At 69.4% G+C, this 12,509-nt stretch carries 9 protein-coding genes and 1 pseudogene; 7 read left to right on the forward strand and 3 right to left on the reverse strand.

All coding sequences use genetic code 11. From position 1 onward, the window contains the following. The first annotated feature begins 50 nt into the window (after positions 1–50). Complete coding sequence (locus tag G9C83_RS01530; RefSeq protein WP_167244365.1) at positions 51–2,432, forward strand: DEAD/DEAH box helicase; 2,382 nt, start codon at positions 51–53, stop codon at positions 2,430–2,432. Between the two features lie 20 nt (positions 2,433–2,452). Here the strand turns inward: G9C83_RS01530 and G9C83_RS01535 are convergent, their stop codons facing one another. After that, positions 2,453–3,541: an AI-2E family transporter gene (locus G9C83_RS01535; RefSeq protein ID WP_167244366.1), complete on the reverse strand. Its 1,089-nt coding sequence runs from the start codon at positions 3,539–3,541 to the stop codon at positions 2,453–2,455. 84 nt (positions 3,542–3,625) lie between these two features. Here G9C83_RS01535 and G9C83_RS01540 point away from each other — a divergent pair, with 84 nt between their 5' ends. The 5 genes and pseudogenes from G9C83_RS01540 (at position 3,626) to pheT (ending at position 10,499) form a co-directional block, all read left to right on the forward strand. Continuing rightward, complete coding sequence (locus tag G9C83_RS01540) at positions 3,626–4,348, forward strand: endonuclease NucS domain-containing protein (RefSeq protein WP_167244367.1); 723 nt, start codon at positions 3,626–3,628, stop codon at positions 4,346–4,348. Positions 4,349–4,405: 57 nt separating this feature from the next. After that, positions 4,406–5,437 carry a tRNA-intron lyase gene (gene endA / locus G9C83_RS01545; RefSeq protein WP_167244368.1) on the forward strand — a complete coding sequence of 344 codons (1,032 nt, stop codon included), beginning with the start codon at positions 4,406–4,408 and terminating at the stop codon, positions 5,435–5,437. A 44-nt stretch (positions 5,438–5,481) separates the two neighbouring features. Continuing rightward, positions 5,482–6,993, forward strand: a pseudogene (locus G9C83_RS01550) (tryptophan--tRNA ligase); the annotation flags it as partial. A gap of 234 nt (positions 6,994–7,227) precedes the next feature. Then, entirely contained in the window at positions 7,228–8,736 is a 1,509-nt protein-coding gene (locus G9C83_RS01555) for a phenylalanine--tRNA ligase subunit alpha (protein WP_167244370.1), read from the forward strand. Continuing rightward, positions 8,736–10,499 carry a phenylalanine--tRNA ligase subunit beta gene (gene pheT, locus G9C83_RS01560; RefSeq protein ID WP_167244371.1) on the forward strand — a complete coding sequence of 588 codons (1,764 nt, stop codon included), beginning with the start codon at positions 8,736–8,738 and terminating at the stop codon, positions 10,497–10,499. Before G9C83_RS01555 ends, pheT begins: the two co-directional genes overlap by 1 nt. A gap of 18 nt (positions 10,500–10,517) precedes the next feature. Here pheT and G9C83_RS01565 read toward each other — a convergent pair whose 3' ends face one another. Together G9C83_RS01565 and G9C83_RS01570 are read right to left on the reverse strand one after the other, a co-directional pair. Continuing rightward, positions 10,518–11,567 carry a quinone-dependent dihydroorotate dehydrogenase gene (locus tag G9C83_RS01565; RefSeq protein WP_167244372.1) on the reverse strand — a complete coding sequence of 350 codons (1,050 nt, stop codon included), beginning with the start codon at positions 11,565–11,567 and terminating at the stop codon, positions 10,518–10,520. A 6-nt stretch (positions 11,568–11,573) separates the two neighbouring features. After that, on the reverse strand, positions 11,574–11,771 hold the full coding sequence (locus tag G9C83_RS01570) for an AbrB/MazE/SpoVT family DNA-binding domain-containing protein (RefSeq protein WP_058984575.1): 198 nt from the start codon (positions 11,769–11,771) through the stop codon (positions 11,574–11,576). 222 nt (positions 11,772–11,993) lie between these two features. Between G9C83_RS01570 and G9C83_RS01575 the strand changes: the two genes are divergently transcribed. After that, positions 11,994–12,305: a non-histone chromosomal MC1 family protein gene (locus G9C83_RS01575; protein ID WP_167244373.1), complete on the forward strand. Its 312-nt coding sequence runs from the start codon at positions 11,994–11,996 to the stop codon at positions 12,303–12,305. Positions 12,306–12,509 lie beyond the last annotated feature (204 nt).

Genomic DNA, 12,509 nt, shown 5'->3' on the forward strand with positions numbered 1-12,509 from the left:
CACGCCCCTAAGGAAACGCCTATCCGCGGCCCGCTCCTCCCCAACTGGTGATGGAAGTCGCCGAAGTCGTCCCCGAGTTCGCGGACGCGTTCCCCTTCGACGAGTTCAACGAGATGCAGCGCGAGGCGGTGCCGGCGCTCGTGAACTCCGACGCCAACGTCGTCGCGTCCGCGCCGACGGGAAGCGGGAAGACCGCGCTCGCGGAGCTGGCCATCTGCCAGACGCTCGACGCCGGCGGCACCGCGGTGTTCGTCGCGCCGCTGCGCGCGCTCACCAACGAGAAGGAGGCCGAGTGGGAGCGCTTCGAGGAGCTCGGCTACTCGGTGTACGTGGTCACGGGCGAGCGCGACCTCAACCCCCGGCGCGCGGAGCGAGCGGACGTGCTCGTGATGACGCCCGAGAAGGCCGACTCCGCCACCCGGAAACACGACTCGCCGCGGTACTCGTTCGTCACGGACGTCGACTGCGTGGTCATCGACGAGGTCCACCTGCTCGACTCCGAGAAGCGCGGCAGCGTCCTCGAAGTCGTGGTGTCGCGCTGGCGGCGGCTCTGCGACCCGCGCGTGGTCGCGCTGTCGGCGACGATGCCGAACATCGACGACGTCGCTGCGTGGCTGGACGCCACGCCCGAGACGACGTTCGAGTTCGGCGACGACTACCGGCCCGTGGACCTCCACGCGGGCGTGCGGACGTACACGCACGGCGACAACCCGTTCGCGGACAAGTACCGCCGGCTGTTCACCGCGCTCGACCTCGCGGAGCCACACCTCCGAGAGGACGGGCAGGCGCTCGTGTTCGTCTCCAGTCGACAGGACACCGTGCAGGCCGCGAAGAAGACCCGCGACGAGATCGGCGAGCGCGACATCCCCGTGGGCTCGCGGGGCGACTACGAGTTCCACACGGAGACCGAGGAACTGGACAACGCGACCCTCCGGAAGTCCGTGCTGGACGGCGTCGCGTTCCACCACGCCGGGCTCTCCACGAACGACAAGAACCTCGTCGAGGAGTGGTTCCGCGAGGGCAAGATTCGCGTGCTGTTCTCGACGTCGACGCTCGCGTGGGGCGTCAACCTCCCCGCGCGCTGCGTCGTCATCCGGGACACGAAACTCCACGACCCCCTCGAAGGCGAGGTCGACATGAGCCCGCTGGACGTCCTCCAGATGCTCGGGCGCGCGGGCCGCCCCGGCTACGACGACGTCGGCTACGGCTGGGTGGTCTGCGACGAGTCGGACGCCGACATGTACCGCGACCTCCTCCGGGAGGGCAAGGAAATCGAGTCCCGGCTGGCAGGGATTTCCGACTCACAGTCGGAGGCTCGCCGGACGCAGTCCGGCGGTGATCTCGCCGAGCACCTGAACGCGGAAATCGCGATGGGCACCATCCGGGGGCTGGGCGACGTGATGGACTGGCTGGAGACGACCTTCTACTACCAGCGCGCCCAATCCGAGCCCGACGCCTACGACTTCCCGGGGCTCCGCGACCGCGTCCGGGACACCCTCGACGACCTCGTCGAGGAGGGGTTCGTGGAGACCGACGACGACCTCGGGCTCTCCGCGACCCGATTGGGCGTGCTCGCGTCGACGTACTACCTCCGGCTGGACACCGCCAGCGAGTTCCGCGACGTCGCGGACGGCGACGGGGACGCCGACAGCGTGCTCCGCGCGGTCGCGAGCGCCGGCGAGTTCGACAGCGTGAGCGCGCGCAAGTCCGAGCGCGACGCCGTCGACCGCATCGTCGGCAGCGCGGCCGACGACCTCGACTCCGGCCCGCGGAAGGTGCTCGCCATCCTGCGCGCGAGCATGGACGGCTCCGTCCCGCGGGAACTGCGCTCGGACGCGTGGGTCATCAAGCAGAACGCACTCCGCTTGCTCGCCGCGCTCGCGGCGTTCTTCGAGCGCTACGACGACCCCGCGGGCGCGAACGTCGCGGCCCGACTGGAGGCCCGCATCGACACCGGCGTCCCCGAGGACGCGGTCGGCCTGACCGCCCTCGATGGCGTCGCCGCCGGTCGCGCGCACAAGCTCGCGGACGAGGGCATCGAGACGCCCGCGGACGTCCGCGAGGCTGGTACCGACGGCCTCGAAGCCGCGGGGCTCGGTCCCGGGGTCGCCGAGAGCGTCTCCGAGCAGGCCGCCGACATGCCCGACGTCACGATCGACTGCAGCGACCTCCCCGACAGCATCGCCGTCGGCGACAACCAGATGTGCGAGGTCGTCGTCCGCAACAGCGGCGGCGGCGCGGCCGCGGGCGTCGCGGTCACCGTCAACGATGTCGAGATGACCGAGACCACCGGCTACCTCGACGACGAACTCACTGTGCCCGTGGGCGTGTTCGGCGCGGACGCGGACGCTCTCGAATTCGAGATCACCGTCTCCTTCTCCGATCTCCCGCTGCTCCCGGTCACCGAGACGAAGACCGTCCGCGTGGCGTAGACGGGCGTCCGACCGCGCTCTCACCGGCGCGACCGGAACTCCTTCGCGACGTCGGGGAACACCTCGCGGCCGACGACGACGATGGTGATGAGGAGGATCGGCCCGAAGAAGACGCCCCACCAGCCGAAGGCGATGGAGCCGATGACGTACGCGAGCATCACCAGCCCCATGTTCAGGTCGCCCGCGGAGAAGTACGACCGCAGGAAGATGTCGGGGATGATGTCGACGAGCACCTGCGTGAGCACGAGGAAGACGATGGGGAACCAGAGTGGCCCGCCGGCGACGAACGAGACGGCGAAGAGGTACGCCGCCAGCGGGTAGTAGATGACCTTGATGCCGATACCGGGGACGATAGTGCCGACGCCGGTGAGGAGTCCGAACAGGAACGGGTACGGGACCGAGATGCCCGGAGGCGAGATGAAGTCCATGCCGTTGTAGACGACGAGCGCGATCGTGCCGAGCGCCACGATGCTGATGAAGTTCCCGACGAAGAGCGTCTCGAGGTGGTCGTCGATGCTCTCGAGGACGGTCACTATGCGGGCGTCTCCGCCGACGCTGTCCCGGAACCAGCCGGCCAGCTTGTAGTCGTCGCGCAGCAGGTAGAAGAGGAACACGAGCATCAGGAACACCCGGACGCCGATGAAGAAGAGGAGGCCGGCAGCGGTCGTGGCTCGCCCGAGCGCTCCCGACAACAGGGTCCGGAGCTGCTGGTCGAACGCCTCGCGAGGGTTCTGTCGGAGCTGCTCGACGACCCGGCCGGGCCCCATCTGCGAGAGGTCGACGTACGGTCGCAGGATGGGCTGGTACTGCTGCAGTTGCGTGTGCGTGAGGACGTCGGTGAGCTCCTTGATTGCAGTCCACGCCGCGTAGCCGACGATGAGGAACACCGGCACCAGTATCAGCAGTATCGTGGCCGTCACCGCGAGGTCGGGGTGCTCGGTCCGGTCCTCCAGCCGCGCGTAGATTTGCCGCATCGCGTAGTACACCCAGACGGCGAAGACGAGCGACCCGAACACCGGCTCTACCACGGTGACGAGGAAGTAGAGGAGCGCGAGAATGACGACGACCCAGCCGACTGTCCGCCACACTCCCTCTCGCGGCAGGTTCATGTCGGCAATTGAACGCGTGCCCGAAAAAGCGACGGGCCGGCCCGTGCCAAGAGTTGAAACCGGAGGACGCGACCAACCCGAGCCATGCAGGACGCGATTCGCGTGCTCGCCGGCGAGTGTGCCGTCCGCTACGAGAGCGACGGTCGAACCGAACGCGACCTCCGCGGGGACGTCGTCGTCATCGTGAAGCCCGACGACACTGTGCTCGTCCACGACGCGGACGGCTACCAGCCCGCGGCGTGGCTCACGCGTCCGGGCGTCGTCCGGTACACGCGGGACGCCCGCGGCTTCCGCATCGACGCGGCCGACGGCGACGAACGCCTCGTCGTCGAGAGCGCGACCGAACACGGCGACGCCCACTACCCCGCGTCGCCCGCCGGGCCGCCCGTGGGAACCTGCGAGTGCGACGGCACGCTCGTCCGGGACGGCGGCCGCGTCGTCTGCGTGGACTGCCGCACGAGCTACGCCATCCCGCGGGACGCGGCCGTCGTCGACGAGCCGTGTCCGGACTGCGCGCTCCCCCAGTTGCGGGTCGAGCGCGGCGACACCGTGACGGCGTGTCTGGACCGCGACTGCGCGCCCATCGCCGAGGCCGTCGCCGAGCGCTTCGACGGCGAGTGGGCGTGTCGCTGCGGCGCGCCCCTCGAAATCGAGTCCGACCGCGGCCTCCACGCCACCTGCCCGGACTGCGGCGCCAGCCACCGGCTCCCCCACGGGCGCGTCGACGGCACCTGCGAGTGTGGGCTCCCCGTCTTCGAGACCCGGAGCGGCCGGCGGTGTCTCGACGGCGACTGCGAGCGGACGTAGCCGCGGTCCGGCGGCGCGACCGCAACAGTTGAACGTAGGGCGCGCCACCCTCCCGGTATGGACGGCGAACTTCGCGGCGACGAGGTCCGCGTCGGCGGGGACGCCCGCCAGCGGTTCCACGACGCTCGCGGCTACGGCCACCCGCTCGACGGCAACGCCATCGCGCTGTCGCTCGTGGAGGCCGCCCACCTCCTGTTCCGCGGCGACCTCGACGCGATCGACGGCGCGGGGTTCCGGGAGTTCCTCGGCGCCCGAGACGCCGGCTTCGCGGCGCGCTTCCTGGTGTACGCGGACCTCCGGGACCGCGGGTTCTACCTCGCGCCCGACCGCCGGCCGTGGTGGGACGACCCCGGCGGCGGCGACTTCGTCGTGTTCCCGCGCGGGAAGGGACCCGGCGACGGCGCCGTGAAACACCGGGTGCGGGTCGCCGACGAGCGAACCACGATTCCAGAGGCGGAACTCGCGGACGTGGTGGTCGCGGTCGTCGACGAGGAGAGCGAGATCACGTACCTCGACGTCGAGTCGTTCGCGCCCGACGGCGACACCGCCTTCGACGCACCCAGCGGCGTCGAAGGCGTGCTGCTCGACGACCGCGTGCTGGTCTGGGACCCGCCAGAGCCCCTCCACGAACAGGGGTTCTACGGGCAGCCGCTGGGCGGTCGCGCCGCCGAGTACGACGCGCTCCAGCTCTCCCTGCTGGAGGCCGCGTACCTCGCCGCGCAGGGCGTCCTCGACCTCGGGGACGCCGACGTCGAGGCCGTCGTCGAGCGCGGGCGCGGCGGCGAGGGCGACCACTTCGACCGCCGGCTCCGGGTGTACCGCGCGCTCCGGAACCGCGCGATGGTGCCCAAGACCGGGTTCAAGTTCGGCGCGGACTTCCGCGTGTACGGCGACGTCGAGTCCGTCGACGACCTCGGGCACTCCGAGCTGCTCGTGCGGGTGTTGCCCGCGGGCCACGAGTTCGCGCCGCGGGACCTCTCGCTGGACGTGCGGCTCGCCCACGGTGTCCGGAAGCGAATGGTTTTTGCGCTGGACGACCCCAGTGCGGACACGATTCGCTGGCTCTCCGTGAGCAGGCTCACTCCCTAACTATGACCGACACAGACGACGACACGGACGCCGAGGACGCGCCGGGCGCGGACAGCGTCGCGCTCGACCCGTGGGGCTCCTCGACGGTCTCGGACTACCGCAAGCTCTTCGAGGAGTTCGGCATCGAGTCCTTCGAGGACGTCATCGACGAGGTGCCCGACCCGCACTACCTGATGCGCCGGGCCATCATCTTCGGGCACCGCGACTACCGCCGCGTCGCGGACGCGATGCGCAACGACGAGCCGTTCGCCGCGCTGTCGGGGTTCATGCCGACCGGCGACCCCCACATCGGCCACAAGATGGTGTTCGACGAGATCATCTGGCACCAGCAGCAGGGCGCCGACGCGTACGCGCTCATCGCGGACCTCGAAGCCCACGCCGCCCGCGGGCTCTCCTGGGAGGAGATCGACGAGCACGCCCGGGACTACCTCCTCTCGCTGCTCGCGCTCGGCTTCGACGCCGACGACGGCACGCTCTACCGCCAGTCCGCGAACCGCGAGCTCCAGGACCTCGCCTTCGAGCTCGGCGCGGAGGCGAACTTCTCGGAGTTCGAAGCCATCTACGGGTTCGACGGCGAGACCGACGTCTCTCACATGCAGAGCGTCGTCACCCAGATGGCGGACATCCTCTACCCGCAGCTCGAAGCATCGAAGCCCACCGTGATTCCGGTCGGCCCGGACCAGGACCCCCACATGCGGCTCGCCCGCGACCTCGCCGAGCGCACGCGCTACTTCAAGGTCACCGAGGCGTACGCCAGCGTCGCGTTCGACGACGACGAGCGCCCGCTCGTCTCCGCCGCCTACGAGGCCCGCGAGCAGTACGCCGAGGACGCGAGCCAGCCGCGCTGCGCGGAGGCCGCCGACTGGCTCCGCGACGACCCCGCGCTCGTGGCCGAGTTCGACGGCGAGGTCGTCTCGTCGGTCGTGGAGAAACTCGACAACGCCGGGATGGAGCCGCTTCGTCCCCGGATTCGGTTCTTCGACAGGCAGGCCACGGAGGACGCCTTCGAGGCGCTCATCGACGAACTCGCCGGCGAGAAGCGCGTCTTCGAGGGCCACGTCGACGCCTTCGACATCGAGCGGGAGACCGCCGAAGACCTCGCGCTCGCCGTCGAAGTCGACCACGGCGGCTACGGCTTCGTGCCTCCATCTTCGATCTACCACCGCTTCATGACGGGGCTCACGGGCGGGAAGATGTCTTCCTCGATTCCCGCGAGCCACATCAGCCTGCTCGACGACCCCGAGGACGGCTACGACAAGGTCAAGGCCGCGACCACGGGCGGCCGCGAGACCGCCGAGAAGCAGCGCGAACTCGGCGGCGAGCCCGACCAGTGTCCCGTCTACGAGCTGTACGCGTACCTCCTCGCGGCTGACGACGACGAGTTCGCCGAGCGCGTCTACGAGGAGTGCGCGGGCGGCGAGCGCCTCTGCGGCGGCTGCAAGGAGCAGGCCGCCGAGCTCATGGCGGAGTTCCTCGAAGACCACCAGGAGAAACGCGAGGAAGCGAAGGAAGTCCTCGAGGACCTCGACGTCGAACTCGACTCCGCGCGAGCGTGAGCGCCCGCTGACGGAATCCTTTTCACCGGCCGTGCCATGCTCCCGCACATGGCGTCCGAACCCCACGCCGGTCGCAGCGCACGCCGAGTAGCCGCAGCTCCGGGGTTCGGCTTCTTCTTCGCCTGAACGGGGCGGGTGGACGCCGCAGTCCGGCGGGAGCCGGGAAGCGGCCGAAACCGCCCGTTCGGGCGCAGAGCGGAACGGATAACTGACTGCCACACACCCCTACGCACAATGAAACTGCCACCACAGCAGGTCGCGGTGCTCGAAGCGTCGAGCGCCGACGAACCGAGACGCATCGCCGACCTCGCGGCCGAAATCGAGCGGCCGCCGGAGACGGTCACGGGCGCGGCGTTCGAACTCGAAGACGCCGGGCTCGTGGACGTCGTCGAAGAAGTCGAGGAGGAGGCCGAACTGACTGAGGAAGGCCGCGAGTACGCCGAGGACGCGCTCCCCGAGGTACGGCTCTACGAGGCCGCCCTCGACGCTGGCGCCGACGACGACCCTGTGTCGATGGGCGAGGTCATCGGCGCGTCCGGACTGGAAGGCCCGCAGGTCGACATCGCGCTGTCGAACTACGCCCGGAAGGGCTACGGCAGCATCGACAGCGGCGACGTCTCTGCGAATCCCGACGCCGACCCCAGCGAGGACACAGAGGCCGCCGCACTCGAAACGCTGGCCGCGGGCGGCACCGTCGAGGACGAGGACGCACTCGACCAGCTCGCGCGCCGCGACCTCGTCGCCGTCCGCGAGCGCACCGTCCGGTCCGTACTGCTGACCGAGGCGGGTGTCACCGAGCTCATGGCGGGCGTCGAGGCCACCGAACAGGTCGGCCAGCTCACCCCGGACATGCTCGCGTCCGGCGAGTGGCGCGACGCCGAGTTCGCCGACTACAACGTCGAGGCCGACGCCGGCGAGTTCACGCCCGGGAAGACCCACGTGCTCCGGCAGGCCGCCGAGCGCGTCAAGGAGGTGCTCGTCGGGATGGGCTTCCAGGAGATGGAGGGCCCGCACGTCGACGCGGACTTCTACATCAACGACTGTCTGTTCATGCCCCAGGACCACCCCGCGCGCAACCACTGGGACCGGTTCGCCCTGGAGCAGCCCGAGAGAATCGACGAGCTCCCCGCGGACCTCGTCGAGCGCGTCGAGCGCGCGCACCGCGAGGGCGTCGGCCCGGACGGCGACGGCTACCACTCGCCGTGGGACGAGGACTTCGCGCGTGCGCTCGCGCTCCGCGGGCACACGACGAGTCTCACCGCCCGCTACCTCTCCGGCGTCGCTGGCGAGGACGTGGAGGCACCCGCCCGGTACTTCAGCGTCGAGAAGGCCTACCGCAACGACACCCTCGACGCCACGCACCTCCTGGAGTTCTTCCAGATCGAGGGCTGGGTGATGGCCGAGGACCTCTCCGTGCGGGACCTCATGGGGACGTTCCGGGAGTTCTACAGCCAGTTCGGCATCACGGACCTGGAGTTCAAACCCACGTACAACCCCTACACGGAGCCGAGCTTCGAACTGTTCGGCCGCCACCCCGAGACCGGCGAGCTCATCGAGATCGGGAACTCCGGCATCTTCCGGCCGGAGATGCTCGAACCGCTCGGCGTCGACGCCGACGTGATGGCGTGGGGGCTCGCCCTCGAACGGCTACTAATGTTGGTCACCGGCTTCGAGGACATCCGCGACGTCCACGGGACGCTGTGTGACCTAGACTTCCTGCGGGACGCGGAGGTGGTGTACTGATGCCCGTCGTCGACATCGACCCCGACGAGCTCCGTACGCTCACGGGGCACAGCGAGAAGAGCGACGACGAGCTCAAGGACGACCTCTTCGGGCTCGGCATCGAGTTCGAGGGCGAGACCGAGGACGGCGAGTTCAAACTCGAGTTCGAGGCCGACCGCCTCGACCGCCTCTCCGTGGAGGGCATCGCGCGCTCGCTGCGCTACCACTACGGCGACACCCGCGGCGTCTACGTCCCCGACACGAACGCCGCCGAATGGACCATCAACGTCGAGGACGTGCCCGACGACCGGCCGTACGTCACGGGCGCCGTGATTCGCGGCGTCGACCTCGACGAGGACGCCCTCGACTCGCTCATCCAGCTCCAGGAGAAGCTCCACGCGACGATGGGCCGCAAGCGCGCGAAGGGCGCCATCGGCATCCACGACCTCGCGATGCTGAAAGGGCAGGTGGCGCGCGGCGCCACCGACCGCGCGAGCGGTGAAACCGCGAGCGAATCCGTCAACGGCGAGGACGGCAACGCCGATCGCTCCATCACGTACACGGGGATCGAGCCGGACGGCGACACGTTCGTCCCGCTAGACGACGACGCCGAACGCACGCCCGGCGAAGTGCTCTCCGAACACCCGACCGGCGAGCAGTACGCCGACCTGCTCGATGAGTACGAGCGCTACCCCGCGATCTACGACGACATCGGGCTGTTCAGCTTCCCGCCGGTCATCAACGGCCGCCGCACCGAAGTGTCGACGGACTCCCGGGAGCTGTTCGTCGAGCTCACCGGCACCGACCAGTGGACCATCGACCGGATGTGCGCCATCATCTGTTACGCGCTCGACGCGCGCGGCGCCACCGTCGAGGACGTCAACGTCGCGTACGACGACGCCGAGCTCGTGCGCCCGGACTTCGAGGTGCAGACCAAGCGCGTCGCCCACGACCGCGTCGAGACGCTGCTCGGCATCGACCTCGAACCCGACGACGTCGTCGACCTCGCCGAGCGCGCGGGGCTCGACGCGGAGCCCGAGGGCGGCGACCACTTCACCTACGAGGTGGAGGTTCCGCCGTATCGCGTGGACGTCCTCCACCCCGTGGACGTCGTCGACGACATCGGGCGCGCGTACGGGTTCAACGAACTCGTGCCGCGGTACCCCGACGTCAGCACGGTCGGCGGACGGACGGAGACCTCGCGGCTGGAGGCCGCTGCCCGGGAGACGCTCGTCGGCCTCGGCTTCGAGGACCTCCTGAACTTCAACATGACCAGCGAGGCCGACAACTTCGACCGGATGCGCATCTCGCCCGCGGACGACGCCGTTGGGGCTGCCGACCCCGCGACCATCTCGGAGCCGTACAGCGAGGACTTCACCATCCTCCGCACGTGGGCGCTGCCGTCGCTCGTCTCCGTCCTGGAGAACAACACCCATCGGTCGTACCCGCAGGACCTCGCGGAGATCGGGTTCGCCGCCCACGTCGACGGCTCCACGGAGACCGGCGTGGCAGAGCGCCGCACCGTCGCCGCCGTGCTCGCGCGCCACGACGCCTCCTACGAGGACGCGAAGGCGCGCCTCGCAGCGCTCTGTGAGGAGTTCCACGTCGACCTCGAGACGCCCGCCACCGAGCACCCGTCGTTCATCGACGGCCGCGCCGCCAGCGTCGTCATCGATGGCGAAGCAGTGGGCGTCATCGGCGAGCTCCACCCCGCGGTCATCGTCGACCACGACGTCGAAGTGCCCGTCGCCGGCTTCGAGTTCGAACTCGACGCGCTCCGGTAGAACAGTCGCCTCCGCTTCTCAGCGGTCCGCACCGACCGCGTCCTCGACGGACGCGAAGCCGTCGCGGTCCAGCAGGTCGAGTAAGCCCTCGTTGATGTCCCGGGCGATGCCCGGCCCGCGGTAGACGAGGCCCGTGTACAGTTGCACGACGGACGCGCCCGCGCGAATCTTCTCGTAGGCGTCCTCCGCGGTGAAGACGCCGCCGACGCCGACCACCGGGAGGTCCGTGCGCTCGGCGACGAAGCGCACCTGGTCGGTCGCGCGCTCCCGAATCGGCCGCCCGGAGAGCCCACCCTTCTCGGCGGCGTTCGCACTCTTGAGGGAGTCCGGGCGGTCGGTCGTCGTGTTCGTCGCCACGACGCCGTCCAGCCCGAGCTCGTTCGCGAGGTCCACCGCGTCGACTACGGCGTCCCGGTGGAGGTCCGGAGAGAGCTTCACGAGCAGGGGCGCCGCGCCCGCGTCCTGAAGCGCGTCCAGAATCGCCGCGAGCTGCTCGCGGTTCTGGAGCTCGCGCAGCCCCGGCGTGTTCGGGCTGGAGACGTTCACCACGAAGTAGTCGCCGTGCTCGGCGACGCGCTCGTACGTGTAGCGGTAGTCCGCTGGCGCGTCCTCCAGCGGCGTCGACTTCGACTTCCCGACGTTCACGCCCACGGGCACGTCCGGGAGTTGCTGGGTGGCGAGGCGCTCGCCCACCACGTCCGCGCCCGCGTTGTTGAACCCCATCCGGTTCACGAGCGCCTCGTCCTCTCGGAGGCGGAACATGCGCGGCCTCGGGTTCCCGGGCTGGCCTTCTGCGGTCACCGCGCCGACCTCGACGTGGCCGAAGCCAAGCGCGGCCAGCGCCCGCGGTAGCTCCGCGTTCTTGTCGAAGCCCGCGGCCACCCCGACCGGGTTCGGGAACGACTGGCCGAACGCGTCGACGGCCAGCCGCTCGTCGTCTACGGTGTAGTGATTCGCGTACGCGCGGTCGAGGCGCGCACGCTGGGCGAACTTGAGTAGTCCCGTGATTGCCTCGTGAGCAGTTTCCGGGGGCAGCCGGAACAACAGTGGTTTGACCAGCCCGTACATCCCGGGTCAGAAGTCGTGCTCGACGTCGTCCTGGTCGGCCCGCTGGATGATGATCTTGTCCTCGCGCACCCGCACGAAGACTTCGTCGCCGATGTCGAGGCCGGCGACGGACAGTTCGTCCTCGTGGAGGTTGACGTGGGCGTTGTGGTACTCGCCGTCGTCGCCTTTCGCGCCACTCGGGCTGAGCGTCTTCTTGCGAACCATCGCGAAGTGTCTACTTTCCCTTCGCCGCACACCGTACTTAAGTTCTTCCGACGGTCGGAGCGGGGCGCCGTCGGCTCCCAGCGGGGCGGTTATCCGCCACGCTAGTGCGGTAGCCGGGTCGCCGCTTTCCCCGAACCTTCCGTGGATACGGATAAAACTACCGGCAAAATCGGCGGTATATTTATCACACGCCCTTGTGTTGCCATATCATGGAGCAAAACCATGGTACGTGAGGACGGCAAGCGCAACTTCGCGCTCCGAGAATCCGACGGCGACGAGAGTAGTGTCTTCAGCGGCAACACCCCACGGCAGGCGGCCCTCAAGGCGGCCCGCCGGCTCGACGACGTAGGCGACAGCGAATCGGACGCGAATCGCCACGACCTCGAGCTCCGCGAGAAAGGGACCGACAAGGTCCACATCTACGAGGCGTGGGCCTGGGAGGAGGAAGCCCCTGGAGACAAACCCGACTGGATGCCCGGCGAGATCACGAAGGCGAACGTCTCGAAAGAGGGCATCGAGCACATCGAAGACTGACGCCGTTCGACACCCCCACTTTTGTTCGGTCCGCGACGCGTAACTGCTTAGTCGCCGCCACGGCTATTCGGAGTCGCGTGGGCACCACTCGGCCCGACCGCACGCACTCGCGCGGGACGACAGGTCGACCTCCACCCACGCGGTATTTTCGCGCGTCGTCCTCGGTACGTCGTCACGCGGTTTTCTGGTATGCGGTGGCGTGTC

This window comes from Halobacterium sp. R2-5, from assembly GCF_011734195.1.
Taxonomy (GTDB): Archaea; Halobacteriota; Halobacteria; order Halobacteriales; family Halobacteriaceae; genus Halobacterium.